Origin of the sequence: Myxococcus virescens (genome assembly GCF_900101905.1) — a bacterium.
In the GTDB taxonomy this organism is placed as follows: Bacteria; Myxococcota; Myxococcia; order Myxococcales; family Myxococcaceae; genus Myxococcus; species Myxococcus virescens.
Genome location: NZ_FNAJ01000001.1, coordinates 545,562 through 572,542 on the forward strand (window position 1 = coordinate 545,562; position 26,981 = coordinate 572,542).

The 26,981-nt window shown below is 71.1% G+C and carries 24 protein-coding genes; 12 read left to right on the forward strand and 12 right to left on the reverse strand.

Going from position 1 to position 26,981, the window contains the following annotated elements; all coding sequences use genetic code 11:
* Positions 1-2 precede the first annotated feature (2 nt).
* Positions 3-1,100, reverse strand: coding sequence for a trigger factor (locus BLU09_RS02235; RefSeq protein WP_090484850.1), 1,098 nt, complete (start codon positions 1,098-1,100; stop codon positions 3-5).
* Positions 1,101-1,187: 87 nt separating this feature from the next.
* A complete protein-coding gene (locus BLU09_RS02240) occupies positions 1,188-2,150 on the reverse strand; it encodes a hypothetical protein (RefSeq protein WP_090484852.1) in 963 nt (320 codons plus the stop codon).
* 189 nt (positions 2,151-2,339) lie between these two features.
* Here BLU09_RS02240 and BLU09_RS02245 point away from each other — a divergent pair, with 189 nt between their 5' ends.
* Genes BLU09_RS02245 through BLU09_RS02255 form a run of 3 tightly spaced genes read left to right on the forward strand, consistent with a single transcriptional unit; the run spans position 2,340 to position 4,240 of the window.
* A complete protein-coding gene (locus BLU09_RS02245; RefSeq protein ID WP_090484854.1) occupies positions 2,340-3,086 on the forward strand; it encodes a peptidylprolyl isomerase in 747 nt (248 codons plus the stop codon).
* A gap of 2 nt (positions 3,087-3,088) precedes the next feature.
* A complete protein-coding gene (locus tag BLU09_RS02250) occupies positions 3,089-3,823 on the forward strand; it encodes an alpha/beta hydrolase (RefSeq protein ID WP_011551295.1) in 735 nt (244 codons plus the stop codon).
* Positions 3,824-3,826: 3 nt separating this feature from the next.
* On the forward strand, positions 3,827-4,240 hold the full coding sequence (locus BLU09_RS02255) for a secondary thiamine-phosphate synthase enzyme YjbQ (protein ID WP_090484856.1): 414 nt from the start codon (positions 3,827-3,829) through the stop codon (positions 4,238-4,240).
* A gap of 3 nt (positions 4,241-4,243) precedes the next feature.
* Here the strand turns inward: BLU09_RS02255 and BLU09_RS02260 are convergent, their stop codons facing one another.
* Positions 4,244-5,932 carry a L,D-transpeptidase family protein gene (locus BLU09_RS02260; RefSeq protein ID WP_090484858.1) on the reverse strand — a complete coding sequence of 563 codons (1,689 nt, stop codon included), beginning with the start codon at positions 5,930-5,932 and terminating at the stop codon, positions 4,244-4,246.
* Between the two features lie 595 nt (positions 5,933-6,527).
* Here BLU09_RS02260 and BLU09_RS02265 point away from each other — a divergent pair.
* From BLU09_RS02265 to BLU09_RS02275, 3 genes are read left to right on the forward strand one after another with little or no spacing between them, the layout of a single operon-like run.
* The gene (locus BLU09_RS02265; RefSeq protein WP_090484860.1) at positions 6,528-8,108 is read left to right on the forward strand and encodes an SDR family NAD(P)-dependent oxidoreductase; all 1,581 of its coding nucleotides are present in this window, start codon (positions 6,528-6,530) and stop codon (positions 8,106-8,108) included.
* 19 nt (positions 8,109-8,127) lie between these two features.
* The gene (locus BLU09_RS02270) at positions 8,128-8,619 is read left to right on the forward strand and encodes a hypothetical protein (RefSeq protein ID WP_186817677.1); all 492 of its coding nucleotides are present in this window, start codon (positions 8,128-8,130) and stop codon (positions 8,617-8,619) included.
* A gap of 6 nt (positions 8,620-8,625) precedes the next feature.
* The gene (locus BLU09_RS02275; RefSeq protein WP_090484862.1) at positions 8,626-8,949 is read left to right on the forward strand and encodes a TerB family tellurite resistance protein; all 324 of its coding nucleotides are present in this window, start codon (positions 8,626-8,628) and stop codon (positions 8,947-8,949) included.
* Positions 8,950-8,964: 15 nt separating this feature from the next.
* Here BLU09_RS02275 and BLU09_RS02280 read toward each other — a convergent pair whose 3' ends face one another.
* From BLU09_RS02280 to BLU09_RS02290, 3 genes are read right to left on the reverse strand one after another with little or no spacing between them, the layout of a single operon-like run.
* Positions 8,965-10,308, reverse strand: a complete 1,344-nt coding sequence (locus tag BLU09_RS02280; RefSeq protein ID WP_090484863.1) for a sigma-54-dependent transcriptional regulator — start codon at positions 10,306-10,308, stop codon at positions 8,965-8,967.
* Entirely contained in the window at positions 10,305-11,735 is a 1,431-nt protein-coding gene (locus BLU09_RS02285) for a sensor histidine kinase (protein WP_090484865.1), read from the reverse strand. The genes BLU09_RS02280 and BLU09_RS02285 overlap by 4 nt, the downstream gene beginning before the upstream one ends.
* A 45-nt stretch (positions 11,736-11,780) precedes the next feature.
* Positions 11,781-12,248 (reverse strand): hypothetical protein, encoded by a 468-nt coding sequence (locus BLU09_RS02290; protein ID WP_090484867.1) that lies wholly within the window; start codon positions 12,246-12,248, stop codon positions 11,781-11,783.
* Between the two features lie 298 nt (positions 12,249-12,546).
* On the opposite strand from BLU09_RS02290, the gene BLU09_RS02295 reads away from it, so the two are divergent.
* The 5 genes from BLU09_RS02295 to BLU09_RS02315 all read left to right on the forward strand — a co-directional run bounded on the left by BLU09_RS02295 (position 12,547) and on the right by BLU09_RS02315 (position 20,553).
* Entirely contained in the window at positions 12,547-12,789 is a 243-nt protein-coding gene (locus BLU09_RS02295) for a hypothetical protein (protein WP_090484869.1), read from the forward strand.
* Between the two features lie 287 nt (positions 12,790-13,076).
* Positions 13,077-13,667, forward strand: a complete 591-nt coding sequence (locus BLU09_RS02300) for a GAF domain-containing protein (protein WP_090484871.1) — start codon at positions 13,077-13,079, stop codon at positions 13,665-13,667.
* Positions 13,668-13,782: 115 nt separating this feature from the next.
* Positions 13,783-15,621, forward strand: coding sequence for a serine/threonine-protein kinase (locus BLU09_RS02305; protein ID WP_090484873.1), 1,839 nt, complete (start codon positions 13,783-13,785; stop codon positions 15,619-15,621).
* Positions 15,622-15,706: 85 nt separating this feature from the next.
* A complete protein-coding gene (locus BLU09_RS02310; RefSeq protein WP_090484875.1) occupies positions 15,707-19,486 on the forward strand; it encodes a tetratricopeptide repeat protein in 3,780 nt (1,259 codons plus the stop codon).
* A gap of 164 nt (positions 19,487-19,650) precedes the next feature.
* Positions 19,651-20,553 (forward strand): hypothetical protein, encoded by a 903-nt coding sequence (locus BLU09_RS02315; protein ID WP_373283993.1) that lies wholly within the window; start codon positions 19,651-19,653, stop codon positions 20,551-20,553.
* A 69-nt stretch (positions 20,554-20,622) separates the two neighbouring features.
* Here BLU09_RS02315 and BLU09_RS02320 read toward each other — a convergent pair whose 3' ends face one another.
* Positions 20,623-21,738, reverse strand: coding sequence for an isoaspartyl peptidase/L-asparaginase family protein (locus BLU09_RS02320; RefSeq protein WP_090484878.1), 1,116 nt, complete (start codon positions 21,736-21,738; stop codon positions 20,623-20,625).
* Positions 21,739-21,904: 166 nt separating this feature from the next.
* On the opposite strand from BLU09_RS02320, the gene BLU09_RS02325 reads away from it, so the two are divergent.
* Entirely contained in the window at positions 21,905-22,576 is a 672-nt protein-coding gene (locus BLU09_RS02325; RefSeq protein WP_090484880.1) for a type 1 glutamine amidotransferase domain-containing protein, read from the forward strand.
* Between the two features lie 52 nt (positions 22,577-22,628).
* Here the strand turns inward: BLU09_RS02325 and sufT are convergent, their stop codons facing one another.
* The 5 genes from sufT to sufC are packed head-to-tail and all read right to left on the reverse strand — an operon-like array spanning position 22,629 to position 26,980.
* Positions 22,629-23,171 (reverse strand): putative Fe-S cluster assembly protein SufT, encoded by a 543-nt coding sequence (gene sufT / locus BLU09_RS02330; protein WP_043712335.1) that lies wholly within the window; start codon positions 23,169-23,171, stop codon positions 22,629-22,631.
* A 14-nt stretch (positions 23,172-23,185) separates the two neighbouring features.
* A complete protein-coding gene (gene sufU, locus BLU09_RS02335; RefSeq protein ID WP_090484882.1) occupies positions 23,186-23,644 on the reverse strand; it encodes a Fe-S cluster assembly sulfur transfer protein SufU in 459 nt (152 codons plus the stop codon).
* A complete protein-coding gene (locus BLU09_RS02340) occupies positions 23,641-24,864 on the reverse strand; it encodes a cysteine desulfurase (protein ID WP_090484884.1) in 1,224 nt (407 codons plus the stop codon). The genes sufU and BLU09_RS02340 overlap by 4 nt, the downstream gene beginning before the upstream one ends.
* Positions 24,861-26,201, reverse strand: a complete 1,341-nt coding sequence (gene sufD, locus BLU09_RS02345; protein WP_090484886.1) for a Fe-S cluster assembly protein SufD — start codon at positions 26,199-26,201, stop codon at positions 24,861-24,863. Before sufD ends, BLU09_RS02340 begins: the two co-directional genes overlap by 4 nt.
* Positions 26,198-26,980 carry a Fe-S cluster assembly ATPase SufC gene (gene sufC / locus BLU09_RS02350; RefSeq protein WP_090484888.1) on the reverse strand — a complete coding sequence of 261 codons (783 nt, stop codon included), beginning with the start codon at positions 26,978-26,980 and terminating at the stop codon, positions 26,198-26,200. The genes sufD and sufC overlap by 4 nt, the downstream gene beginning before the upstream one ends.
* Position 26,981: the final 1 nt, after the last annotated feature.

Below are 26,981 nucleotides of genomic sequence, written 5' to 3' on the forward strand. Positions count from 1 at the left end.
CCTCACGCCGAGGCGGGCGTCAGCGTCACCTTCTTCATCACGTGGTCGATGGTGGAGAAGCGCAGCGCCATCTCGTACAGGCGGCGAGCCAGCGCCTCGTCCTCCTTCACCGCCACGCCCAGCTCCTGCCGGTTGACGCCCGTCAAGGTCGCGAGGTCCTCCAGCATGGCGTCCGTCGCCGCGCGGTCCGGCTGGATGCCGTCGCGTTCGGCGATGGCTCGCAGGACCAGCGCCAGCGTGATGCGGTACGCCGCATCCATGCGGGTCAGCGGATCCTGCAGCCAGCCCTCCAGCGCTTCCTGAAGTTCGTCGGGCTGGAAATCCTTGCGCTGGAGGATGGGCCGCTCGGCCTCCGCCCAGCGCTGGCGAATCTCCTCGTCCACCAGCGCGGCGGACAGCTCCACCGGCGTGCGGTCCACGAGCACGTCCATGACGCGCTCCTGCGTCAACCGGTCGACGTCGGCGAGCCGCTCCTGGGCCAGTTCGTCCCCCAGCTTGCGCATGACGTCCGTGATGGAGCCCATGCCCAGCCGTGACAGCAACTCCGGCGAGTCATCGTCCAGCAACTTCAGCGCTCGCGCAGCCTTCACGCTCACGAGGAAGCGGGCCGGCTGCCCCCGCAGCGCCTCCACGGGATAGGTGTCCGGCAGCGTCAGCTCGATGGCGACCGACTGGCCCACCTTCGCCCCCGCCAGTGATTCGAAGAAGCCGGGCAGCCCCGGGTCCGCCGCGACGCGCACCCACCAGTTCTCCCGGACAGAGAAGGGCATCAGCCGGTTGTTGGCGAAGCCCAGCACGTCCACGAGCACGTCGTCCTCGAGCGCCACATCCTCGCCCGGCTGACGCTCGCGGACGTCTGCGTGCCGGCGACGGAGCGCATCGAAGCGGTCCACGAGCTCCTGCTCCGTCAACGGCGCAGGCGCCACCTGGGCCACCGACACTCCCTCCAGGGAAGGAGCCTCCACCGTGGGAAGCGCCACCGGCTCGGTGCTGTCGAGCTGCAGCGCCGGTGGCATCTTCTTCATGATGCCAAGCGCATGAAGCTCGGCCAGCGAACGGGCATTCTTACGACCGCCCTGCGAATCATCATGGGTCGTCATGGTCTCTCGCTCCGCCCCCTCGGATAGCACAACGCTCCGGAAGGACCGAAGCCCCCCGGAGCGTTGAGATTGACGACGCGGCGCTTCCTAGAAGAAGGAGCCGATGAAGCCGGACACGGTGGAGACGGCCGCCCCCACCTGGCTCACGACCGGGATGTTGGTGGCGGCGGCGATGGACCCCAGCGCCGTCACTCCAGCGGTAATCTTCTTTCCAGCCGAAGCGTTCGGGTCCGTGATGGTGTTCACGGCCGCCACGGTGTCCGCCGCGGCGATGGCGACGTTGAGGCCCGGGGTGAAGCGGCCCGCGGCACGCGCCACCGCGGTGCCACCGCCCTGCACCGCGGCGCGCGCGGCGGTGCCAGCCGTGCGGGCGGCGCCCTCGAGTCCGCGCTCGGCGACCTCGGCGGCCGCGCGGCGCACGACCTGACGCGACGCACCTTCCAGCGCGGTGTTGGCCGCGGTGGTGGCCACGCGGTTGGCGGCGGCACGCGAGGCCTCCGGGGCCGCGGCGGTGAAGGCGGTGCGAGCCGCGTCGGTGGCAGCGCGGTAGTTGCTGACGTTGCCCGCGAGGCTCAGGCCATCCCGCGCCGCCATCAGTCCCGTGGAGAGCGTGCCCGAGGCGGTGCCCACCGCCTCACGGACGTTCGCTTCGGTCGGGTTGCGGAGCGCATCGCGCACGTCACGGAACGTCTCGACGGCCCCGGTGGGGAGCTGCGCCACGTTGGCCGCGAGGCTGACGGCACCGGCGCCGCGCGCGAGGCGGGTGTTCGCCCCTTCGACGACGGGGCCATTGCCACCCGGCAGGTTGAAGGGGCCGAAGCGGCGGGGCCCGAAGGCGTCACGCACCTGCGTGGCGACCGCGGCATCCGAGACAGAGCGGAGCCCAGTGGCGGCCTGCGTCACGCGGTTGTGCGCGTCCTCGAACCGGTCGGACTGCCCGGGACCGGCCTCCGCGCGGGCAGGAGGAGGAGGCGGCGGCGGCGTCGGACGCGCCGTCACGGGAGGCGTCGGAACGGGACGGGGCTCGTTGCGGCGAATGGGAGGCGCCATGGGGTGTGCTCCTACAGGAATTTGATGGGCTTTTTTGAAGCGTTACCCGGATCATCGGGCTTTCCGGCGAGTTGTTGCGTCCAGACTCACAGACTTTACCGATTTTCACTCCCGGTATCTGACAGATACCGGCCGATGACCCCGTAAGCCCCTGGAATCCATTGGAAAAGGGGCTAAGGTCCGCGCGCCATGCGGACCCAATTCCTGACGACTGTCCTCCTCTGCCTTACCCTCACCGCCTGCAAGGACTCCGACAAGAAGGAATCCACGGGGGGTGGTACCCCGCCTTCCGCGACGACGCCGGCGAAGCCCACGGCGCCTTCCGCCGCAGAGGTGCCGGCCGCGGCGCCCCCCTCCGAGGCCGCCTCGGGTGAATGGACGAAGAAGGTCCAGGCGGGCCAGGACGTCTACGCCACCCTCGAAACGAACCAGGGCGCCATCGTCGTGCGCCTCTTCTCCAAGGATGCCCCCAAGACGGTGGCCAACTTCGTGGGCCTGGCCACGGGCGAGAAGGCCTGGACGGACCCGAAGACGGGCCAGCGCGTGGAGGGCAAGCCGCTGTACGACGGCGTCATCTTCCACCGGGTGATTCCGGGCTTCATGATTCAGGGCGGCGACCCCACGGGCACCGGCCGCGGTGACCCGGGCTACCGCTTCGAGGACGAGTTCCAGAGCGGCCGCACCTTCAACAAGAAGGGCCTGCTGGCCATGGCCAACGCCGGCCCCGGCACCAACGGCAGCCAGTTCTTCATCACCACCTCCACGCCGGACTACCTCAACAACCGTCACACCATCTTCGGTGAGGTGGTGTCGGGCTACGACGTGGTGGAGAAGATTTCCAACGTGCAGCGCGACCCGCGCGACAAGCCCCTGGAGCCGGTCGTCATCCAGAAGATCGCGATGAGCGACCAGGCCCCGGCCGGCAGCGGGAACTGACGATGGAACGCGCCCTGCGCCACGTGGCCACACGGCTGGGTGAGCTGGACTGCCACGTCATCGACGCGCTCCCCGAGGGCGCGACGCCCGAGCTGGTCGTCGTCCTCTCCCATGGCCTGGGCGCGCCCGCCACCGACCTGGTGCCCCTGGGGCCGGAGTTGATGGCGTTCCAGCCGGCGCTGGCGGACCGCGTGCGGTTCGTCTTCCCCGGCGGGCCCATGGCCTGGGCGCACGGAGGACGCGCCTGGTTCCCCCTGCCCGACGCGGTGATGCGGGGGGAGCAGCGCGACTGGGAACAGTTCGCGCGCGACGTACCGCCGGGCATGCCCGCCGCGCGCAGGGCGCTGATGAGCACCGTGGACGCGCTGTGCGCCGCGATGAAGCTGCCCTACGGGCGCATCGTGCTGGGCGGCTTCAGCCAGGGCGGTATGGTGTCCACGGACGTGGCCCTGCGCCTGGATGAGCCGCCCGCCGGGCTGTGCATCCTCTCCGGCACGCTGACGTCGGAGCCGGAGTGGCGCCCCCGCGCCCAGGGCCGCACGGGGCTGCCCGTATTCCAGGCCCACGGGCGCTACGACCCGCTGCTGCCCCTGGGCAGCGCCGAGCGGCTGCGGGACCTGTTCGTGGCGTCGGGCCTCACCGTGGACTTCCACGCCTACGACATGCCGCACGCCATCGTCACCGAGGAGCTGGAGGCCCTGGCCGCGTTCCTCGCCGCGCGGCTGGGAGGACGCTGAGCCATGTTCCACGCGAAGGAGCTCACGGTGTCCAGCCGGGGCCGCGGCTTCACCGACATCACCGCGGACGTCCAGCGCGCCGTCGCGGAGAGCGGCGCCCGCCAGGGGCTGTGCACCGTGTTCCTTCACCACACGAGCGCGTCCCTGCTGCTGTGTGAGAACGCGGACCCGGACGTGCGCCAGGATTTGGAGTCCTTCTTCTCGCGGCTGGTGAAGGACGGGGACCCGCTCTTCGTCCATGACGCGGAGGGGCCGGACGACATGCCCGCGCACGTGCGCACCGTCCTCACGCAGAACGCGCTGAACATCCCCGTGAAGGACGGCCGCGCGGATTTGGGGACGTGGCAGGGCGTCTACGTCTGGGAGCACCGGACCTCGCCGCACCGGCGCCGCGTCACCGTGTCCGTGGTGAGCTGACCGCTACGGCGTGCCCACCTGCGTCGCGGCGACCGCCACCTTGCGCGGCTTGCCCGTCGGCCGGGCCTGACCGCGGATGCGAATCCACGAGCCCGGCGCGTCCTCCGTCGCGTGGACCATGGACCAACCGACGGGCACCTGCGGCGCGGCCCAGGCATAGAGCGCGCGGGCGTCCTTCGGCGACAGGTTGACGCAGCCGTGGCTCATGGGCTGGCCGAAGCGGTCGTGCCAGTAGGCCGTGTGCAGCGCGTAGTCGTCCTGGAAGAACATGGTCCAGGGGACCGTGGCCACGCGGTAGGTGTCGTTGCCGGCGGTGCCGCTGCCTGTCATGTCGGCCTCCGCGAATTTGATCCAGATGCGGAACAGGCCCTCCGGCGTGTCCGTGCCCTGCTTCCCGGAGGAGATGAGCGTCGCGTACACCGGCCGCTCGCCTTCGTAGGCCACCAGCACCTGGGCATCCAGGTCCACGTCCAGCCAGCGGGAGCCGGGCTCCACCTGCGGCGGCGCGTGGGAGAACCAGGCGACGTGCAGGTCGTCTCGCGCCACCCATTGGTCCTCCGCGATGCTCACCCAGTGGCCGTCCTCGGACAGCTCCTTCACGGCCACCAGCGTGCGTGGAGGCAGCACCGTTTCGCGGGCGGCCTTCGCGTCTGGCGCGGTCCGCACTTCCACGGCGGCGGAGGGACGCGTGCGGGACTGGGCCCAGGCGAACGTCGGCGGCAGCTCGGCGATGGCCTCCTCGTTCACGCCCTCGAAGGAGGAAGGCCGGTACTCGCGCAGCACCCGCGCCTCCAGGTACTGGCCGTCGGTGGTGCGCCAGTACGTCCTGCGGCGGATGCGGACCTGCCCGCGGAGCTGCACCGATACGGAGCCCTTCAGCAACACGCCCTTCCGCCGGGCGCGCGCCAGGGCGAGGCTGGGATAGGCGCGCACGCGCTTGCCCACGACCCGGGCGTAGATGCCGGGCGTCAGCTCGCCCTCGCGCAGCTTGGGGAGTTCGCGCACGCGGGGCTCACGGAAGTTGGGCTCCAGGTAGCGCTCGCAGACCCAGCCGCGCGGCTCAATCTGAATCCAAGCCTCGCAGTCCGGGCCGCGCACCGCCGTTTCCCCCTGCCAGCGCACGCGCATGTCCTGCGCCACGGTGCCCAGTGCCGGTGCGTCCTGCCGAGGCTCCTGACGGACCACGATGGAGCGGCGCACCCGCAGCGAGCCCGCGTCCGGAGCGAAGGGCACGGCGTACGTTCCTCCGTCCTCCGCGCCGCTCACGGGCGCAAGTCCTGGGTCGACGTCTTCGAGCACCAGCCCCGTGTCCTCGAGCGGCTCGCCGTCCGGGCCGAGCACCAGTTCCTCGCCCGGGTGCAGTTCGTCCGGGATGACCGTGAGCTGCTCGGGCAGGGGGAGTTCCTCTCCGCCCGGCGTGACCGCTTCCTCCTCGGACGGGGCGAGGTCGTCCAGGGCGGGGTCGATGGTCAGCGCCGGCACCTCGTCGCGCGCCACGGCCGCCCCATCGTCATGCGCGCGGCGCGGCGGAGACAGCGCCGCCTCGGCCGAACCCTCAACGCCGCCGTCAGTCCCCGCGTCCTCCGCGGTGCGCTGCCACGCCGCGAACAGCGCATCCGCGGCCGTGCGCCGGGCATCCTCGGGGAGGTCCCCAGGAGCGTTGGTATCGGCGTGAAGTGCTTGAACCTCCACGCCATCCCCTGGCGTCCCTGGGCCAGCGCCGCCGTCGAACGGCGCGGCCCTGGATGCCGACACAGATACACTCGGTGTGTCACCGCGTTCCTCCGCGCCCCGAGGCGCGGTCACTCTCGCCAGAGAGGCATCGGGCGAGGTGTCCTCCGGGCCGGGAGGCGGCGTGCAGGCGATTCCAGGCAGCAGCAGAACGAGCGGAAGCCAACGGCGCATGGAACTGACACGGTACGGAGGAGCGGCGGCACACTCAACGTCGGCCACGGTGCGCTCGCCTGCGTGCGGCTCCGTGTGAGTGGGCATTTCGTGCCATCGCAGCGGCCCTTGTCACACGCAGCGGAAAACATGGTCCGCGGCCCATGGCGCGCGCCGGGCTCCCGCTCATCATCCCGCGGCGGGCCCAGGCGACGCGCCCGTGAAGACAGCGCCCGCGAACCACCCCGCACGCAGGCCCAGGCGGCGCGCCGGTGAAGGCAGTCCCCGGAAGCCCGCAGCATCCCCGAGCCTGGCGCCCGGGTGCCCGCCTCCCCTGCCACCGGGCCCCCTCCCCCTGCCCCTCTTTCCACCCGCCCCCTTCGGAAGATATGCAGCGGGGGAGATGAAGCTCGCCGAGACTGCTCCGATTCCCGCCCCCGAAGCGCCGCCCGCTGCCCCCCTGTCCCTGGACGAGGTACGCCGCATCACCCAGGTCCTGGAGGCCATCAGCGAGGACCGCTTCCTGTTGGCCGGCCTCCCCGAGGAGGACCGCATCGCCTTCCTGAGCGCCGCGGGCCGCGTGCTGCACCCGGACCGCGACACCAAGTCCCGGATGGCGAAGGCGCTGCGCCGAGACAGGAAGAAGACGAAGCGCGAGCACGACCGCGCCATCCGCGCCACGACGGAGATTCGCACCCTGCGCCGCTCCGCCATCTTCACGGTGCCGGCGCTGCCCCCACCGCCCCCGACGGAAGCAGGGCCCGAGCGCATCCTCGAGCAGCCCCGCCGCTGCTACGTCTGCAAGGCCGAGTACCGCAAGCTGCACTTCTTCTACGACGCGATGTGCATCGAGTGCGCGGACTACAACTACGCCAAGCGCACCCAGCGCGCCGACCTGAACGGGAAGGTCGCGCTCATCACCGGCGCCCGGGTGAAGATTGGCTTCCAGGCCTCGCTGATGCTGCTGCGCTCCGGCGCGCGCGTCATCGCCACCACGCGCTTCCCCAACGACGCCGCGAAGCGCTACGTCCAGGAGCCGGACTTCGCGGACTGGGCGCACCGGCTGCACATCCATGGGCTCGACCTGCGGCACGCGCCCAGCGTGGAGCTCTTCGCGAAGTACATCGAGCAGACGCACGAGCGCCTGGACATCCTCATCAACAACGCCGCGCAGACGGTGCGCCGGCCCCCGGGCTTCTACGGCCACCTGCTGCCGGGAGAGATGCGCCGCGCGGACGACCTGCCGGCGGCGGCGCGCGCGCTGCTCGCGGGCCATGACGCCTGTGTCGCCACGGTGCAACCGGCCGCCCTGGGCGCGGGCAACGCGGGCGGTTCGGAGCTGGCCACCACCTGGCGCAGCAGCGACCCGGCGCTGGGCATCCACTCCTCCGCCGCGCTGTCCATGCTGCCCTACAACCTGGAGCAGGAGGGTGACGAGCGCGCCCTCTTCCCGCAGGGCCGGTTGGACGCGGACCTCCAGCAGGTGGACCTGCGGGACATGAACTCGTGGCGGCTGCGGCTCGCCGAGGTCCAGACGGCGGAGATGCTGGAGGTCCACCTCATCAACGCGGTGGCGCCCTTCATCCTCGTCGGGAAGCTGAAGCCACTGATGCTCAGGGACCGCTCGTCCCCCGGCCACGTGGTGAACGTCTCCGCGATGGAGGGCAGCTTCTCGCGCGGGACGAAGACGGACAAACACCCGCACACCAACATGGCGAAGGCGGCGCTCAACATGATGACGCTGACCTCCGCGCCGGACTACGCCCGCGACAACATCTACATGAACGCCGTGGACACCGGCTGGGTCACCGACGAGGACCCCGCGCAGCACGCGGAGCGCAAGGTGCAGGAGCTGGACTTCCAGCCACCGCTGGACATCGTCGACGGGGCGGCGCGGGTGGTGGACCCCATCATCGCCTCGGAGAACAGCGGCGAGTACGTCTGGGGCAACTTCTTCAAGGACTACCGTCACACCGCGTGGTGACACGCGGACCGGGGGCGACATGGCAACGCGCAGTCTCCGCTTCGAGTCGTACGTGGAGGTCACCCCCGCTGAAGCCTGGGCGTGGGTGACGTCGATGAAGGGCATCTCCATGGAGATGCACCCGTACCTGCGGATGACGGCGCCTCCGGGCGTGGCGAGGCTCGAGGACGTGCCCTTCGAGCCTGGCCAACCGCTGTTCCGCAGCAAGCTGCTGCTGGGCGGCGTGCTGCCGGTGGGCTGGTCCGACGTGACGCTGCGCGAGCTGGAGCCGGGACGCCGCTTCGTCGAGGAGTCCCCCATGAGCACGATGCGTCAGTGGCGGCACGAGCGCCGCATCGTCGAGGCGCACGCTGGCGTCGACATCATCGACCAGCTCGACTTCGAGCCCCGCTTCGGCGGCCGGCTGGCGGAGGCCTTCATCCGGCGCCTCTTCGAGCACCGCCATTCGGTGCTCCGCCGCGCGCTGACGCCGTCAATAGGTGGACGGGCGTCCCAGGAAAAGCCAGCCTAGCGGGACATGAGCCCCGAACAGTTCCACGTCGAAGTCCTCAAGCTGCTGCTCCAGGTCGCCACCGTCGATGGCCGCGTCGCTCACTCCGAGATTCGGCACATCCTGGACACCGCGCGAGGCATGAGCGTGCCCCTGCAGGAGCTGGCCGCGCTGACGCGCTGTCTGCAGAACAACGAGCCCCTGCCTCCGCCGAACATGGGCATCCTGCGCACCAACCCCTCTGCCGTCATCCAGGAGGCGAAGGCGCTCATCGCCAGCGATGGCAGCGTGCACGCGGCCGAAATCGAGCTGCTGCGGCAGATTCGGGAGCTGCTCGGCGTCAGCAACTGACGTCCGCCGCGCGCGCTACGACTCGGCCTCCGGGGCCTCCAGCAGCTTGTAGAGCGTCTTGCGGTCCACATCGAGCAGGCGCGCCGCCTCGCTCTTGTTGCCGCCCACGTGCTGGAGCACCTGCGCGGCGTAGCGGCGGGACAGCTCGGCCAGACTCGGCATGTCACCCGCCAGGCCCGCCATCTTCGGGGTGGACGCGTCCCCGATGGGCTCCGGGAAGTCCTGGGGTCCCAGGACGCCCGTCACGTTGAGCGCCAGCGCCCGCGCCACCACGTTCTCCAGCTGCCGCACGTTGCCCGGCCAGTCGTAGGCCGCCAGGCGCGCGTTCGCCTCCGGCGTCACCACCGGCCGCACCCCGCCGCGGGCATGACGCCCGGCGAAGTGCTCCACCAGCGCGGGGATGTCCTCGCTCCGCTCCCGCAGCGGCGGCAGGTGCAGGTGCACCACGTCCAGGCGGTACAGCAGGTCCTCGCGGAAGAGGCCTTCCGCCACCCGCGCCTTGAGGTCCTTGTTCGTCGCCGCCACCACGCGCACGTCCACCTTGACGGGGACGCTCTCACCCACGCGGCGGATTTCGCCCTCCTGCAACACGCGCAGGAGCTGCGACTGCACCTTCATGCCGACGTCGCCAATCTCATCCAGGAAGAGCGTGCCGCCGCTGGCCTCCTCGAAGACGCCTCGCCGCGCGCCGGACGCGCCGGTGAAGCTGCCCTTCGCGTGGCCGAACAGCTCGCTCTCCATCAGCGACTCGGTAATCGCGCCGCAGTCCACGGGGATGAAGGGCCCGTTCATGCGCGGCGAGCGCTTGTGCAGCGCGCGCGCCACCATCTCCTTCCCCGTGCCCGTCTCACCCGTAATCAGCACGGGCACGTTGCTGGCCGCCGCGCGCGCCACGTGCTTGTACACCTCCAGCAGCGCCGGGCTGCGGCCCACCAGCATCAGCGAACCACGCTCCACCTGCTGGCGCAGCGAGCGGTTCTCCTCCACCAGCCGCTTCTGCTCCAGCGCCCGGCGCGCCACGCGCAGAATCGCGTCCACGTCGAAGGGCTTCGCCAGGTAGTCGAAGGCGCCCTGCTGGATGCTGTCCAGCGCGCCCTCGATGTTGCCGAAGGCCGTCACCACCACCACGGGCGTGTCCGGCAGCTGCGCCTTCACCTCATGGAGCACCTTCAGCCCGTCGCCCGGCTCGGGCATGGCCATGTCCGTGAGGACCAGGTCAAAGGCGCCCTCCGCGATGCGCTCGGTGGCGCGGCGCGGGTCCGGAGCCTGCGTCACCGCCCCCAGCGGCCCCAGCAAGCGCTGGAGCAAATCGCGGGCCTGCGGGTCATCATCCACGACGAGGATGCGGGCTGAGCTCATGTGCCGACCTTGCGAATTCCGGCGGAAGCAGTCGTTGTCTGAGAACCGCTGGTGCCCGCCGCCGGGCGCACCACGCGGGGGAAGCGCACCACCACGTGCGTTCCCTTTCCTTCTTCCGAGCGCACCACCAGCGTGCCGCCGTGCGCCTCCACCACGCGCTTGGTGGTGACCAGCCCCAGTCCGTGGCCCGGCAGCCCGCGCACCTCCGGCGCGCGGAAGAAGGGCTGGAACAGCGAGGCCTGGGTGCCCGGCGCCATGCCGATGCCGTTGTCCACCACCTCCAGCACGGCCATGCCGTCCTCGGTGGCCACGCGCACCTTCACCCGGGGGTCGGGCCGGCCCGCCGAGTACTTCACCGCGTTGGTGAGCAGGTTGCGCGCGCTCACCTGCAACAGCTGTCCGGGGCAGTCCACCGCCACGCCGGGCTCCAGCTCCCGCTCCAGCGCCACGCCCTGCGCCGCCGCCGTCTGCGCCACCTCCAGCAACACGGTGGTGACGGCCGTGTCCAGCTCACCCACCGTACTCTCGCCGCGCGTACCGGCGCGGCAGAAGCGCAGCAGCGCTTCGATGAGCTCACCCATGCGAACAGCGCTGGACTCACACTGCGCCAGCATCTCCAGCGCGCCCGCGTCGTTCACCGCGCCGGTGCGGCGGATGAGCGTCAGGTAGCCCTTGAGCGGCGCCAGCGGGGAGATGAGGTCGTGCGCCACGCGCCGCGTGAAGGCGTCCAGCTCCTGGTTGTGCCGGCCCAGCTCCTCCAACTGGCCCTGGATGATGGCCTCCTGGCGCTTGAGCAGCGAGGTGACGCGCCAGCCCACCAGCGACGACAGGAGGATGGCCAGCAGCGTGGCACCCGCGCCCAGGGCGGTGTTGCGCACGCGCAGGTCCTCCAACCGGTTCACCAGCCTGCGTGCCTCGGCCGCGTTCTCCTCCTCCAGCGCGCCGCCCAGCGCGTCCAGCTCCGCCGCCAGCGGGCGGATGCGCTCGGCCAGGTGGCGCCGGGCCCGCTCCGCCTCGCGGCGCTGTGAGAAGATGGCCGCCGCGCGCACCTGGTCCGCCAGCCCCTGGCACGCGGCGTTGAAGCGGTACCACAGCGCCTTCTCGCCCTGCGGGAGGTTGCGGGTGTACGCCTCCGACGAGGCGCGGATGTCCGCGAGAATCTGCTCCATCACCGCGTCCGCGGCGCGGCGCTCGGCGTCACCCGTGGCGCGGACATGCGCCTCGATGGCGGCCTCCAGCGACAGCGCGTCCACGCGGATGCGGCCAATGGAGCCGGCCCGCTCCAGCGCCTCCTGCACCAACCCGTCCACCTGGCTGCCCGTGCGGACCTCCGTCCACAACGTGAAAGCGGTGACGGCGGACAACAGGACGACCACGAAGAAGAAGCCGGCCCGGTAGCCGCGGATGGGGATGCGGGAGCTCGCCACGCCGTTCCTCTATCACGGGGCCGGCGCCGCGCGTCCGGCGGGACGTCAGGGCACCGTCGGGGCGACGTTTCCGGCCGCCGGGGGGGCAGCCGGCTGGGGCGGATTGTTCAACCGCCGCCGTGCACGCTCCAGCGCGGACTCGTACCAGACGTCCGACAGCTCCTCGTGCATCTCCTTCAGCTCCTTCAGCTCGTTGACCTCGCGCTCCAGCGCCAACAGCTGGGTGTTGTGCTCCTCCAGCGCGTGCCGGTCCGCCTCGGTGCGCACCAACTCCTCCAGCAGCGCCGCGCGCGCCTGCTCCGCCTCCGCGCGCTCCAGCCGCACCTGCTCCAGCGCGGACTCCAGCTGGGCCATGCGCAGCGCGAACGCCTCGGCGCGCTCCCGCTCCGCCTCGTACTCGCGACGCCACCGGTCCGCCTCGAGGACCTGGGCCTCCAGTCGCTCGAGCGGAATACCCGTCGCGCAACCCGTACCCAGGACGGCCAACGCTGTCGCGAAACAGAGGAACCGCATGGACCATCTCTCCCACACCATGACCACGCGACATGCGCGGCGAAGGTGCTGGGCCGACACCCTGCAACCAGATGACGCGTGCAGCTTGCTCAAGTGCTCCGTCATCGTCAAAGCAGCAACTGCCCGTCTGGGGAGCCTGCCCCCATTGTCGGAGCTCCAACTGCGGAGTTTCTCCCCACGGACATCCCCGCAAGGCACCTGCTCTCCCTCTGACAACGCTCCTGGCACGCCGCCTGCTCAAGCCCTCGCTCGCTGGGACGGCGCAATCTCGCGTCGTCGTTCGTCAACGGAGCTTTTCATGAAGACCGTGTTCGCCGCCGCCCTCCTCGCCGCCGCCACTGCGTTCGCCAACACCCCGGCTCCCGCCGAGCCCGCTGCCGAGGCCAAGCCCGCCGCCGCCGAAGCCAAGCTCGAGGCCGCCGAGGCGCCCCAGGCCGAAGAGGCGAAGGCCGAGGCGGCCCCCGAGGCCAAGCCCACCAAGAAGGCCACGAAGTCGGCGAAGAAGGCCGCCAAGGCCACCTCCGCCTCCGAAGCCAAGTAATCAGGATTTACGTCTTTTATAGCCAGGGCGCGGGGGTACCTCTTCCAAGGGAGGTACCCCCGTTGTCTTTGCGGGTCCATAAAAACCCGTCTTACATCGATTTCTGAGATACCCTCTCGAAGCGCCTATCGAGGTCCGAGAAAACCCATCCGGGTCAGGACTTTCGCGCGCCCGTCAATCCATCCAGTGAACGTGAGATTTGACAGAAATAGAATAAACCTGCTTAATATGACTTCAGAGAATCACTGACTGTCCCGGATAGGGACGGAACTCAAACGAGCGCACCAATGATCGAAGCCTTCTCGAAGGTGTCGGAAGCCTCGAAGCTGCTGCTGGAGAAGGGCCTGGGCCCGAGCACCGGCATGGAGGCGCTGCGCATGGTGGGCCACGCGCTGGGCGTGGACCGCGCGTACATCCTGGAGAACCGCGTGCAGGGCACGTACGGCCGGTTCATCACGGACATGCGCCACGCCTGGGCGGAGCCGCCCACGCCGTCGCCGCTGGCCAACCCGGTGATGCGGGCCTTCTCCTTCCGCGAGTTCGCGCCGGGCTGGGTGGACATGCTGGAGGCCGGCATGGTGGTGGCGTGCCCCACCCGTGACGCGCCCCCGACGATGAAGGACTTGTTGGAGCGCCAGGGAACGCAGTCCATCCTCCTGTGCCCCATCAACCCCTCCCGGCAGCAGTGGTGGGGCATGGTGGCCTTCGAGGACTGCCGCCGTCCCCGCGCCTGGAAGCCGGAGGAAGTGACGCTGCTCAAGTCCCTGGCGCGCGCGGTGGCGGCGTCCGTCCGACATGGGCAGATGCGCTCCTCCCTGGACCAGGTCCGAAACAGCCTGCGCCAGGCGGTCAACCGCACCCCAGTGTCCAGCCCCTGAGCGGCAGGCGGGCGGGGCGCCTGGCGGCTTGCCGGGGGGCAATACCGACCCGTGCATGAGCGGACATTTCCAACGCCGGGTTTCTGCTACCCTGGCCGCCCCTTCGCTCACCGCCATGTCCTCAATCGACCCCACCGCGATCAGCCGTCCGCGCTCGCCGGACATCATCAGCGGCTACCACCTCGACAAGCTCGTCGGCAGCGGAGGCATGGGGGAGGTCCACAAGGCTACCCAGCTCTCGCTAGGCCGCACGGTGGCGGTGAAGCTCCTCAATCCCGAGCTGGCGAAGGACCCGTCCTTCATCGCGCGCTTCCAGAAGGAAGCCGCCGCGCTCGCGGCCCTGAGCCATCCCCACATCGTCTCCATCGTCGACAAGGGGAAGACGGACACCACCTACTACCTGGTGATGGAGTTCGTGGACGGCCCGTCGCTGCGGGAGCTGATTCGCGAACCGCAGCTGGACGTCATGGGCGCCCTGCGGCGCATGCTGCAGATCTGCCGCGCCATCGAGTACGCGCACGGCCGCGGCGTCATCCACCGGGACCTGAAGCCGGAGAACATCCTGCTGGACCAGCAGGCCGGCGGCATCGCCAAGGTGTCGGACTTCGGCCTGGCGTCCTTCCTGGAGGATGCCAGTCCTTCCTCGCGCTATGCGCTCACGTCCACGCACGTGTCCATGGGCACGCTGTCGTACATGGCGCCCGAGCAGCGCGTGGACGCGAAGAGCGCGGACGCGCGCGCGGACATCTTCTCGCTGGGCGTCATCCTCTACGAGTGGCTCACGGGAGAGGTGCCGCTGGGCACGTTCGACCCGCCGTCGCGGCGCAAGCCGGGGCTGGACTCGCGGCTGGACGCCATCGTCACGCGGTGCCTCAAGCCGGACCCGGAGGACCGCTACCCCTCCGTCACCACGCTCATCGCGGACCTGGAGCTGCTCGTCCCGGGCAGCCTGCCGTCCCTGGCGCCGGTGAAGCTGACGCACCTCCAGCGCGTCCGCCAGGGCGTGCGCAAGGTGGTGCGCATGGCCCTGCAGGCCGCGGCCGTGCTGCTGGTGGTGGCGGCGCTGGCCGTGCTGGGCCGGGAGTGGCTGCGCAGCGGGGAGAAGCCCGTGCCGCCGCAGCCCGGCGCCGCGCTGAACGCGGACCTGGGCCCGCCGTCGCCCCGGACCATGCCCGGCCGGCTGGAGACAGGCTCCGAGAAGCGCACGGTGTCGGTGGGTCACGGCCCGGATGCGCCGTCGCTCCTGGTCGCCGGACGGCCGGTGGAGGCGGAGGAGAAGGCCATCATCTTCCCGCCCGTGGAGGAGCGCTCGCAGTCGCGCGTGGGCCGTGCCCGCGTGGACGTGGTGGGGCTGGACGGCGACATCGCCGTGCTCAGCGCCCGCGTGCGTGCGGACGCGCCGCCGGACACCTGGAAGCGCCGCGCCTACGTCATGCTCTATGGGCCGTCGCTGCAGGCCCCCTCGGCCGCGCTGCTGCTCCAGGGCAGCACCGGCCGCTACGTGGCGCTCATCCATGACGGCGCGGGCGCGCCGCTGCGGCTCGAATGGGCCCTGGGCGAGCGCCGCGGCACCATGCTGGGTCTGGCGTCGCCGGAGGGCGAGGCCGCGCTGGAGCTGCGGGTGGACGCGGACGGCGTCATGCAGGGCTACGTCGGCAAGGGCAAGGACCAGCGGGCCATTGGCGAGCCGCTCAACCTGGGTCCGGGCTGGATGGAGCACTTCGGGGACGCGCCCGTGCCCGCCTTCGGCTGCATCGAAGGCACCTGCCGCGCGGAGGGCTTCCTCTACACCGTGCGGCGTGCGCCGCCTCCGGGGACGACGGCGCCCGTGCCCGACGCGCCGGTGGCGAAGGCCGTGGTCGCCGCGGTGCCCGCCAAGCGGCCTGCTCCGCCGCCTCCCCCGAAGAAGCAGCCCGCCAAGGCCCCCGCGAAGAGCCCTCCCAAGCGACGGTAGAGCGCCCGGCAGCACGCGCCCCGGACATTGCAGCGCAGGGGAATATGGCCACGGCCGAGGGATTGCACTATCCCTGGCTCCTCCTATGCGCACCATTCGACTCGGCTTCGCCGCGCTCGCACTCGTCACGGCCCTCACGGGCTGCCACCGTTCCACTTCCACGGCGACACCGCGCGTCCTCGAAACCGCCGCGGAGCAGGCGCAGAAGGGCACCCAACAGGCCCGCACGCTCGCGTTCGCGGGCTTCCATGCCCTGCTCGTCGCGGGTGACGCCACGCTGGCGCAACAGCGCTTCGATGACGCCATTGCCCGCGATGCGGGAGATGTCTACGCGCTGGCCGGTCAGTCGCTGATGGCACGCCGCGCGGGCCGTCCCGACCGAGCCCTGACGGCGTCACTGGAGCTGGTGGCGCGCGCGCCCACGCACCCGCTGGCGGCCGTCGCGGCGCGCCACGTGTTGGACTCGGTGGGCACGTCGCGGGCGCTGGACGACGACATCCTCCTCGGCGTGGAGCGAGCGCTGGCGGCGGGCGCGACGGGCGAGGCCGCCTATCTGATGCGCGGCGCGCGGATGTCGGTGGCCGTGGTGCGCGGCGACGCGGAGGCCCGCGACGCGGCGATGCAGCAACTGGGCGGGGTGAGCGAAGTCTCGTTGGTGGGGCCCTTCTCGCCCTTCCACGTGCTGGCCTGGGACGAGCGCCCGCCCGTGAGCCAGAATGGCTCGCTGGCGGGCCCCCTCACCGGCGCCTTCGGTCCGCTGCCGGTGCGCACGGTGCGCGCCCCCGACGGGCGGATGGACCTGACGGGCGAGCCCGGCCAGGGCGACCTCTACATCCAGGCCTTCGACGCGGACGTGACGGAGCCGGGCCTCTATGTGGCTCGCACCGTGAGCGGCACCTCCCATCAGGTGCTGATGGACGGGGCTCCGCTGATGGAGCGCCGGGCCTGGGAGCGCGCCACCTCCACCGTCACCGCGCGCGCCGTGCAGCTGCCTGCGGGCAAGCACCGCTTCGTCGTGCGTCAGCTCAAGGGCGGCACCTCCGGCCTGCTCACCTTCGCCCTGCTGCGCGTGGACGGGCGCCCGTCCGGCGTGCGCTTCAGCGCGGCCACCGGCGCGGCGCCGCGGGCCTGGGGCAGCAAGGTCGAGCTCTCCGACGAGACGCCCGGCGTGTTCCCCACCACGGAGGGCTTGAAGACGGCCCTGCACGAGGAGGCCGGTGAGCTGCTGGCCGTCGTGCTGGCGGTGCGCGACGGCCTGCAGCGGGACGCGGACGGCGCGCGGCGGCTGATGGCCTCGGTGGACGCCAACACCCCGGCCCTGCTGTGGCTGCGCGCGGAAGTCGCCTCCGCGGACCGCACCGTGCCGTCCAAGGTGGCGCGCGGCCGGGCCACGCGTGACCTGGAGTCCGTGCTGGCCAAGGACCCGGGCAACGTGGCGGCGCTGCTGCTGCGCGCGGAGCTCTTCCTCGACGAGGGCCAGCCCACCTCCGCCATGGACATGCTGAAGACGGCGTCCGAGGTGGCCCAGCCCGCCGGCCACCCGGTGTTCATGCTGCGCGCCCGCGCCGCGCTGGCGCTGGAAGTGGAGGCCCTGGCGGAGGAGTCACTCACCGCGGCGCTGGAGGCCCAGCCCGGCCTGTGCGAGGCGCTGACGCTCCAGTACAGCCTGGCCCGCCGCCGTGACGCGGCGGAGCGGAGCGACACCCTGGCGGCGTCCCTGAATGGCTGCCCGGGGACGGCGGTGCGCCAGGCCGAACACGCGCGCACGCGCGGCGACATGGAGACGGCGACGAAGCTGTACAGCGAGCTCCAGTCCCGCGACCCCAGCAGCATCAGCCTGGCCAACACGCTGGCCAACCTCTACGTGTCCAAGCGCCGCTTCGACGACGCCACCGCGGTGCTCCAGAAGCTGGCGGCCGTGTGGCCCCGCAACGCGGAGCTGGTGAAGCGCATGGCGGACGTGCGCGAGTACGCGGGCCAGCCGGCCGAGGCGCTCAAGCTGCGCGAGAAGGCGCTGGCGATGGCGGGCGACGACCTGACGCTGCGCCGCACGGAGGAGCGCGCGAAGACGGGCCGCGAGCTGCTGGAGGCGTACGCCGTGGACGGACGCGAGGCCATCCGCGCCTACGAGGCGGAGCCCGTCAGCGGCGGCAGCGCGGCGGCCTTCGTGCTGGATGCGGCGGCGGTGCGCGTGTACCCCGACGGCAGCATCGTCAACCGCATCCACACGGTGCAGAAGGCGCTGGAGCAGTCGGGCGTGCAGGAGATCGCCGAGGTGAATGTGCCGCGCGGCGCGCAGGTGCTGGCGCTGCGCACGCTGAAGGCGGACGGCCGGGTGCTGGAGCCGGAGAACATCGAAGGCAAGGACACGGTGAGCCTGCCCGGCGTGGCCGTGGGTGACTACGTGGAGGTGGAGTACCTGCTCGCGGAGCCCCCGCGCGGCCCCGCGCAGCCGGGCTTCACGGCGTCCGCCTTCTACTTCCAGATTGCGAACCAGCCCAACGCCTGGGTGACGTACACGGTGGTGGCGCCCAAGGGCGTGGGCATGAAGGTGGACGCGCACGGGATGAAGGTGCCGGAGCCCAAGGTGGACGGCGACCTGGAGGTGTTCCACTTCGAGACGCGCCGCGTGCCGCCGTTCATCCCCGAGCCGGACGCGCCGCCCTCCGCCAACGAGTACCTGCCCTTCGTCATCGTGGGCGCGGGCGACACGGGCAACGAGAGCCTGGTGAAGCTCTACGGCGATGCCTTCCAGGAGCGCTGGCTGCGCACGGCGGAAGTGGACGCCTTCGCGCGCAAGGCGGCGGAGGGCAAGTCCGGCCTGGACGCGGTGAAGGCGTTGCACGCGGCGGTGATGCAGCGCTTCTCCGGCCGGGACGCGAGCCTGAGCCAGACGGCGGCGTCCACGGTGGCCCAGGACCGGGGCAGCCGGCTGACGGTGATGAAGGCCGGCCTGAACGCGCTGGGCATCCCCTCGCGGGTGGTGGCGGTGCGGACCTTCAACACCGACCCGTCGGCCTACACCTTCCCCCAGGACGCGCTGCTGCCGTACGCGGCGCTGCGCGTGGAGGTGCCCGGCGCCGAGCCGGTGTGGGTGGACACGTCCGTGCGCTACGGCCCCTTCGGCGAGCTGCCGGAGCTGGCCATGGGCGAGCGGGAGGCGTGGCTGCTGCCCGAGCCCGGCCGCCCGTTGCAGAAGGTGCAGACGCCGCCCCTGAAGGAGACCCCCGGCAAGGAAGTGAAGCTGACGCTGAAGCTCGCCGAGGATGGAACGCTCAGCGGGCAGGGCGAGGAGACGTACTCCGGCTTCGAGGCGGCGCAGATTGCCGAGGCCTTCAACCAGCTGTCGGCGGAGAGCCGCAACCAGGCGCTGCAGGGCGCGGTGGCGCGGTACTTCGGCGGTGCGTCGCTGTCGAGCGTGAAGCTGGAGAGCCAGGAGCAGGTGGGCGCGCCCTTCGTGCTGCGCTACGAGTTCACCGTGCCGCGCTTCGGGCGGATGGAGGGCGGCCAGCGGATGGCGCTGGGACCCCTCACCTTCCCCGCGCAACTGGGCCGGCGGTTCGTGCAGCTGAGCACGCGCCGCACCCCGCTCTACATCGACACCACCGAGGCCAGCCGCACGCAGGTGACGCTGTCCATGCCCAAGGGCTGGAAGCTCGCCGACCCCCAGGCCTCGCTGGAGGCGAACAACGCCTTCGGCCGCTTCACCCGGTCCGAGAAGCAGGACGGCTCGACGCTCAGCGTCACCGAGTCGCTGCGCGTGCCGCGCAACCGCGTCATGCCTGGCCAGTACGAGCTGTTCTCCGGGTTCACCGGAGACGTGGACCTCATCCAGACGCGGGAGCTGGTCCTGGTGAAGCCCTAGCCGGGGGGATGAATAAAGCCGGACGACACCGCGTCTTTTTCTACACCGGCCCCGCACTGGGGAACGCTCAGGGGGCCGGTGGCAGAATCTGTCTGGTAACCCACGGAGATGACGCGATGACTCCTCGATGGTGGGCTTGTCTGGTGACCTTGCTGGCGGCGCCCATGGTTCACGCGCAGACCGCGCCGGTCCCCGCGTCAGAGCCTGGATATTCCGAATACGCGTACGACGACACGGAGTTCGAGGACGAGGACACGGCGCCCATGGCGCCCTACGCCCCGCCCCAGCTCCCCGCCGAGAATCCCTCCGGCCGGCCCTTCACGGGCGCCGTCTGGGCCTCCGGCCACTGGTACTGGGACGGCAACGAGTGGCGCTTCAACGCCGGCACCTGGCTGGCGCCCATGGAGGGCTACCGGTTCATCAACGGCTACTGGGAGCCGGACGGCCGGATGTGGCGGTGGGTGTCCGGCGGCTGGGCCCGGCATGACTCCCCGGTGGTGGAGATTCCCATTGCCGTGGCGAGCGAGGAGCTGTCCACGCAGCAGGCGCCCCCGCCGCTCCGCGTGGAGCACGCGCCGCCGCCGCCGGCCCCCTCCTTCGTCTGGACGCCCGGCTACTGGTACTGGGCCGGCGCCAACTATGTGTGGGTGGACGGCATGTGGGCCGCCCCGCCCCGTCCTGGGCTCGTCTACGTGTCGTCCCGGTGGATGCGCCGCGGGCCCTCCTGGTACTTCTCCGCCGGCGGCTGGGCCACCCGAGGCTCGGTGCGTGTCACGGTGCCCGTCTACCGCCACGCGCACATCACCGTGGCGCGCCGGCACCCGCACTACTTCACGCACTCCTGGCGCCGCTACCCGGCGGTGCGCCACCACGTCTACCACCCCGGGAACCACTACCGGCGTGGCCCCGGCCCGGTGCGTCAGCACTACCGTGGCAACAACGGCAATCGCTGGGGCAATGGCAACTACCACCGGGCGTCGCCCGGCGGGAACGGGGGCGGGGGCCATCACCGCCGCGAGGGAGGACATCACCGCCGTGATGGGGGACATCGCGGCGGCCGGGACTGACGCCCCACGGCGCGCGCAGGGAGGCAACCCCACCCCGAGCGCGTCCCAGAGGGAGGCCGCCGTGCGCTGCTACTTCGCGCCAGCGGCCTCCGCCGCATCCCGGAAGATGGCCACGGAGGGCTTGCCGTCCTCGCCCACGTAGCCGCGGTACATGCCGGCGGAGTTGAAGGGCATGGCCACGTTGCCCTCACGGTCCATCGCGATGACGCCGCCCTCGCCGCCGACCTTCACCAGCACGTCGTTGATGACGACGTCGGCGGCCTCCGGCAACGGCACGTTCTGGTATTCCACGCGGGCGCAGATGTCGCGCGCCACCGTGTAGCGAATGAAGAACTCGCCATGGCCGGTAGCGGACACGGCGCAGCGCGCGTCCGCGTACGTCCCCGCGCCGATGATGGGCGAGTCCCCCACGCGACCGTAGCGCTTGTTCGTCATGCCCCCCGTGGACGTGGCCGCGGCGAGCGCGCCCGTCTGGTCCAGGGCCACGGCGCCCACGGTGCCGAACTTGTGGTCCCCGCTCACCGGGTCATACCCCGACGGGAGCGAGGAGGACGGCTGCCGCGAGCGCTCCTTCTCCAGCGCGCGCTGGAGGCCCTGCCAGCGGTCCTCCGTGTAGAAGTACTTCGGGTCCACCAGCTCCACGCCCTGCGACTTCGCGAAGGCCTCCGCGCCCTCCCCCACCATCATCACGTGCGGCGACTGCTCCATGACGAGCCGCGCCAGCGAGATGGGGTTCTTCACGTGCCGCAATCCCGCCACGGCGCCCGCCTTGCGCGTCGTGCCATCCATGATGGCGGCATCCAGCTCGTTGACCCCGTCGTGCGTGAAGACGGCGCCCTTGCCCGCGTTGAAATACGGAGAGTCCTCCAGGATGCGGACCGCGGCGCTCACGGCGTCCAGCGCGGAGCCGCCGCCGGCCAGCACCGCGTGTCCCGCCTGGAGGGACCAGGTCAGCGCGGCGCGGACCTCCGCCTCGCGCTCCGGGGAGAGGTTCTCCCGGGAGATGACGCCCGCGCCCCCGTGGATGACCAGCCCCCACTTCGGCTTGGGCGCGGGCGCGTCACCCGGGGTGGGCTGCTCGCTGTCGGTGCGAGCAACCCCGGTACTGGCACAGCCCAGAGGAGAAAGCAGCATCACGGCACCCACGACGAGCGCACGACGGAGGGGAACGGAAGCGGCGGACATTCGAAGACCTCCAGAACACTCCGTCGGTAGCACGCCCTCCGAGGAGGCACAACGCGGGGCCAGGAGAGCCAGGGCTTCCCTGCCCGCCTCCCCCGGCATGCGCGTGCCCGGCGGGAATGCACAGTGTCGAGACGACAAACCGTTCTGACACAGCGAGGTGTGCGCGATGAAGAAGCTGAGAGGGTTGCGAGTGGCCGTGCTCGCGGCGGATGGCTTCGAACAGGTGGAGCTGACGGCACCGGTGAAGAAGCTGGAGCGTCAGGGCGCCGAGGTGACGATTGTCTCACCCCACAAGGGTCGCATCCGCGGGATGAACCTTCTCATTCCAGGGAAGAAGGTGAGCGTGGACGCGTCCCTGCGTGAGGTAAAGGCGGCGGACTTCGACGCGGTCCTCCTCCCAGGAGGTTTCGTGAACCCGGACCTCCTGCGGCAAAGCGCGCTCGCGCTCGACTTCGTCCGCGACGCCGACGCGCTGGACATGCCCATGGCCGTCATCTGCCATGGCCCCTGGGTGCTGATTTCGGCGGGGCTCGTGGAGGGACGGGCGCTGGCCGCGTGGCCGGGCATCCGCGACGACGTGCGCAACGCGGGTGGCCGCTGGGTGGACGAGCCTGTGATGCGCGATGGCAACTGGGTCTCCAGCCCGGGACCGCGACAGATGTTCGCGTTCATCAAGGGCATGGTGGAGCTCTTCGCGGAGAAGATGCCGGAGGTCTCCGCTCGTGCGCCGATGGTGCCCGTGCGCCAGGCAGCGCCTTCCCTGTGGCCGAAGCTGCTCGCGGGAACGCTGGCCACCGCGGCGCTCGGAGTGGGCGCGCGGCGGCTCGCCCTGCGCTGAGACGTTTGCCGGCCCTTGGCGAAGCTGTTCGCCGAGGGCCTTCGTCCCGCTGCTACATCCAACCGAGCTGGAGCCGCGCCACGTCCGACATGCGCTCCTGCCCCCAGGGCGGGTCCCAGACGAGCTCCACGCGCGTCTCCGCCACCCCAGGCACCGAGCCCACCTTGGTGCGCACGTCCTCCACCAGCACCGGCCCCATGCCGCAGCCGGGCGCGGTGAGCGTCATCTGGATGTCCACCCGCTGCCCGCCTTCCGGCAGCGGCTCCGCCTTGCACGCGTACACCAGGCCCAGCTCGACGATGTTCACCGGAATCTCCGGGTCGTACACCGTGCGCAGCTGCTCCCAGACCTGCTCCTCGTTGAACTCGCTGGGGTCGCCCGCGGGCTTCTCCTTGGGCGCGTACTCCTCCCCCAGCGCGCCGCCGTCCTTCTCGTCGACGCGGAAGAGCTGGCCGTAGGGGTCCTGCACCGTGATGTTGCCGCCGAGCGTCTGCGTCACCCGCAGCTCGGAGCCCGCAGGCAGCACCACCCGGTCTCCGCTGGGGATGATTGTCGCGGACACGTCGCGCTCCAGCACCGCCATCATTCCTCGCATGTGGCCCTCCACCCCTACTCCGTGGACACGGCCTCGCCGCGTCCCTCCAATGCCGCGCGCAGCGTGTGCCAGGCCAGGCTGGCGCACTTCACCCGCGCGGGAAACTCACTGACGCCGGACAGCACCGCCAGCTTGCCCAGCGCGTCCACGTCCACCGACTCCGGACCTTCCGTCACCAGCTTGTGGACGCGCTCGAAGAGGTCCTCCGCCTCCGCGCGCGTCCGGTCCTTCACCGCCCCCGTCATCAACGACGCGGACGCCTTGGAGATGGCGCAGCCCTGGCCCTGGAAGGCCACGTCCTTGATGACGCCGCCCTCCACCTTCAGCGTCACCACCAGCTGGTCACCGCACAGCGGGTTGTGGCCCGCCGCCTCCGCGGTGGCGCCCTCCACCACGCGGTAGTTGCGCGGCCGCTTGGAGTGCTCCAGCACGACCTCTTGATAGAGGTCCTTCAAGTCATCTGGTGCACTCACTGGAACACCTCCAGAACCTTGTGCAGGCCACGGACGAGCGCGTCCACGTCCTCGCGCGTGTTGTAGAGCGCCAGCGACGCCCGGGACGTGGCCGGCACCTTGAAGTGCTGCATCACCGGCTGCGCGCAGTGGTGGCCCGTGCGGATGCAGATGCCCTCCCGGTCCAGGATGGTGCCCACGTCGTGCGGGTGGACATCCGCCAGCATGAAGGACAACACGCCGGACTTCTCGCGCGCCGTGCCCACCATCCGCAGCCCCGGCACCGACTCCAGCGCCTGCGTGGCGTAGGCCAGCAGCTCCCGGTCGTGCGCGGCGACGTTCTCCATCCCCAGCGCCTCCAGATAGCGGATGGCCGCCGCCAACCCCACCGCGCCCTCCAGGTTGGGCGTGCCCGCCTCGAAGCGGTACGGCACCCGGTTGTACGTCACCTTCTCCATCGTCACGGAGACGATCATGTCGCCGCCGCCCTGGTAGGGCGGCATCGCATCCAGAAGCTCCTTGCGGCCGTACAGCACGCCGATGCCGGTGGGGCCGAACATCTTGTGCCCGCTGAAGGCGTAGAAGTCGCAGCCCAGGTCCTGCACGTCCACGGGGAAGTGCGTCACCGCCTGTGCGCCGTCCACCAGCACGGGGATGCCCTTCGCGTGGGCCCGCCGCGTGAGCTCCTTCACCGGCGCCACGGTGCCCAGCGCGTTGGACACGTGCGTCACCGCGAGGATGCGCGTGCGCTCCGTCAGCAGCGCGTCCACGGCGTCCAGCACCAGCTCGCCCCGGTCGTCCACGGGAATGACCTTGAGCACGGCGCCCGTCTGCTCGCACAGCATCCGCCAGGGGACGATGTTGGCGTGGTGCTCCATCTGGGTGATGAGCACCTCGTCCCCGGCGCCAATGTGCTTGCGCCCGTACGTCTGCGCCACCAGGTTGATGGCCTCGGTGGTGCCACGCACGAAGACGACTTCCTTCACGTCCCGGGCGTTGATGAAGCGGCGCACCGTCTCACGCGCGCCCTCGTACGCCTCCGTAGCGCGCTCGGACAACACGTGGACGCCGCGGTGCACGTTGGCGTTGTCGTGCTGGTAGAAGCGCACCAGCGCGTCGATGACGGCCTGCGGCTTCTGCGCCGTGGCGGCGCTGTCCAGGTACACCAGCGGCCGGCCCCGCACCTCCTGGTGGAGGATGGGGAAGTCCTTGCGGACCTGATTCACGTCGAAGCCGCTCATGCCGTCACCTCGCGCTGCGCCGCGCCCGGCAGCTTCGAGGCCAGGAGCGCTTCGATGTTCGCGCGCACAGGGCCAGCGGGCACCGCCTCCACCACCTCGCGAGCGAAGGCGTAGGTGAGCAGCCGCTCCGCCTCTGCCTGGGGCACGCCGCGCGAGCGCAGGTAGAACAGCGCCTGCGCGTCCAGCCGCCCCACCGCCGCGCCGTGCGCGCACTTCACGTCGTCCGCGAAGATTTCCAACTGAGGCCGTGCGTCCGCCTGCGCCGACTCCGACAGCAGCAGGTTGCGGTTCTGCTGCCGCGAGTCCGTGCGCTGCGCGTCCTGGCGCACGCGGATGAGCCCGTGGAAGGTGCCGCGTGAATGGCCATCCAGCACCCCCTTGTACAGCTCGCGGCTGGTGCACCGGGGCACCGCGTGGTCCAGCGCCGTGCGGTTGTCCAGGTGCTGCGCGCCCTGCCCCACGTACAGGCCATTCAACGTCGCGTCGCCACCCTCGCCCGCGAAGGCCGCGTGGACCTCGTTACGCGCCATGGCCCCACCAAAGGCGAAGGCATGCGAGGCGAAGCGGCTGTCCCGCCCCTGCCGTGCGTGGAGCGCGCCCACGTGTAGCGCCGCGTCCGCCTCCACCTGGAGCTTGTAGTGGTGGAGGCTGGCGTTGTCGCCCAGCGTCACCTCCGTCACCGCGTTGGTGAAGGTCGCCGCCGAGCCCGCGGGGCCCGCGCTGGCATACGTCTCCACCAGCGTCGCTTCGCTGCTCTCCCCCGCCACCACCAGGATGCGCGGGCTGGACAGCACCGGCGCGTCCCCGCGCGTGAGGAACACCACCTGCACGGGCACCTCGCTCAGCGCGCCCGGCGCCAGCCGCAACAGCACGCCCTCTTCCAGCAGCGCCGCGTTGAGCGCGGTGAAGGCGTGCTCGTTCGCCAGGGCCCGCTGCCCCAGCAGGGACTCCAGCAGCTCGCCGTCCTCACGCACCGCGTCCCGCAGCGGCTTCAGCGTCAGCCCGCGCGGCAGGCCCGCCACGGACGACAGCTCCGGCGCCAGCCGCCCGTCCACGAACACCAGCCGGGGCCCCGGCAGGCCCAGCCGCTCCACCACCGCCGACAGGTGGGCGGTGTCCCGGGACACATCCGTCCGTGGAATGAACGCTCCTTCCGCGATGGCCCCCAGCCGGGAGTACTTCCACGCCTCGTCACGCGTCGTGGGCAGACCCTGCCGCTCGAAGTGGCCCAGGGCATCGGCACGCAGGCGCTTGAGCCACTGTGGCGCGGACGCCTGTTCGGGCGCCGCCTGGAAGCGCGTGGCCACGTCCAGGTAGTGCGCCAGGGCGGCCGTCATCGCCGTGCCTCCGCCGTCGCCTTCTTTCCACCGTCCAACCCCAGCCAGCCGTAGCCCTTCTCCTCCAGCTCCAGCGCCAGCTCGCGCCCGCCGGAGCGGACGATGCGGCCCGCCGCGATGACGTGCACCTTGTCCGGGACGATGTAGTCGAGCAGCCGCTGGTAGTGCGTAATCAGCACCATGCCGCGCTCGGGCGAGCGCAGCGCGTTGACGCCGCCCGCCACCGTGCGCAGCGCGTCGATGTCCAGGCCGGAGTCCGTCTCGTCGAGGATGGCCAGCCGCGGCTCCAGCACCGCCATCTGGAAAATCTCGTTGCGCTTCTTCTCGCCGCCGGAGAAGCCCTCGTTCACCGAGCGGTTCATGAAGGCCGCGTCGAGCTGCACCAGCTTCGACTTCTCCTTGGCCAGCTGGAGGAAGTCCATGGCGTCCAGCTCCTCCAGCCCCTTCGAGCGGCGCTGCGCGTTGAGCGCGGTGCGCAGGAAGTGGATGTTGCCCACGCCCGGAATCTCCACCGGGTACTGGAAGGCGAGGAACACGCCCGCGGCGGCGCGCGCCTCGGGCGACAGCTCCAGCAGCGGCTTGCCGTCGAACAGCACCTCGCCCTGCGTCACCTCGTAGCCGTCACGGCCCGCCAGCACGCTGGCCAGCGTGCTCTTCCCAGAGCCGTTGGGGCCCATGATGGCGTGGACCTCGCCGGGCGCGACCTCCAGGTCGATGCCCTTGAGGATGTCCTTGCCCGCCACGCGGGCGTGCAGGTTGCGAACAGTCAAAAGCGCCATG

Coding starts and splice junctions, on each gene's coding strand:
- BLU09_RS02235 (WP_090484850.1), bottom strand. CDS start 1,100: ATGACGACCCATGATGATTCGCAGGGCGGTCGTAAGAATGCCCGTTCG.
- BLU09_RS02240 (WP_090484852.1), bottom strand. CDS start 2,150: ATGGCGCCTCCCATTCGCCGCAACGAGCCCCGTCCCGTTCCGACGCCT.
- BLU09_RS02245 (WP_090484854.1), top strand. CDS start 2,340: ATGCGGACCCAATTCCTGACGACTGTCCTCCTCTGCCTTACCCTCACC.
- BLU09_RS02250 (WP_011551295.1), top strand. CDS start 3,089: ATGGAACGCGCCCTGCGCCACGTGGCCACACGGCTGGGTGAGCTGGAC.
- BLU09_RS02255 (WP_090484856.1), top strand. CDS start 3,827: ATGTTCCACGCGAAGGAGCTCACGGTGTCCAGCCGGGGCCGCGGCTTC.
- BLU09_RS02265 (WP_090484860.1), top strand. CDS start 6,528: ATGAAGCTCGCCGAGACTGCTCCGATTCCCGCCCCCGAAGCGCCGCCC.
- BLU09_RS02270 (WP_186817677.1), top strand. CDS start 8,128: ATGGCAACGCGCAGTCTCCGCTTCGAGTCGTACGTGGAGGTCACCCCC.
- BLU09_RS02275 (WP_090484862.1), top strand. CDS start 8,626: ATGAGCCCCGAACAGTTCCACGTCGAAGTCCTCAAGCTGCTGCTCCAG.
- BLU09_RS02280 (WP_090484863.1), bottom strand. CDS start 10,308: ATGAGCTCAGCCCGCATCCTCGTCGTGGATGATGACCCGCAGGCCCGC.
- BLU09_RS02290 (WP_090484867.1), bottom strand. CDS start 12,248: ATGCGGTTCCTCTGTTTCGCGACAGCGTTGGCCGTCCTGGGTACGGGT.
- BLU09_RS02295 (WP_090484869.1), top strand. CDS start 12,547: ATGAAGACCGTGTTCGCCGCCGCCCTCCTCGCCGCCGCCACTGCGTTC.
- BLU09_RS02300 (WP_090484871.1), top strand. CDS start 13,077: ATGATCGAAGCCTTCTCGAAGGTGTCGGAAGCCTCGAAGCTGCTGCTG.
- BLU09_RS02305 (WP_090484873.1), top strand. CDS start 13,783: ATGTCCTCAATCGACCCCACCGCGATCAGCCGTCCGCGCTCGCCGGAC.
- BLU09_RS02310 (WP_090484875.1), top strand. CDS start 15,707: ATGCGCACCATTCGACTCGGCTTCGCCGCGCTCGCACTCGTCACGGCC.
- BLU09_RS02315 (WP_373283993.1), top strand. CDS start 19,651: ATGGTTCACGCGCAGACCGCGCCGGTCCCCGCGTCAGAGCCTGGATAT.
- BLU09_RS02320 (WP_090484878.1), bottom strand. CDS start 21,738: ATGTCCGCCGCTTCCGTTCCCCTCCGTCGTGCGCTCGTCGTGGGTGCC.
- BLU09_RS02325 (WP_090484880.1), top strand. CDS start 21,905: ATGAAGAAGCTGAGAGGGTTGCGAGTGGCCGTGCTCGCGGCGGATGGC.
- sufT (WP_043712335.1), bottom strand. CDS start 23,171: ATGCGAGGAATGATGGCGGTGCTGGAGCGCGACGTGTCCGCGACAATC.
- BLU09_RS02340 (WP_090484884.1), bottom strand. CDS start 24,864: ATGAGCGGCTTCGACGTGAATCAGGTCCGCAAGGACTTCCCCATCCTC.
- sufD (WP_090484886.1), bottom strand. CDS start 26,201: ATGACGGCCGCCCTGGCGCACTACCTGGACGTGGCCACGCGCTTCCAG.
- sufC (WP_090484888.1), bottom strand. CDS start 26,980: ATGGCGCTTTTGACTGTTCGCAACCTGCACGCCCGCGTGGCGGGCAAG.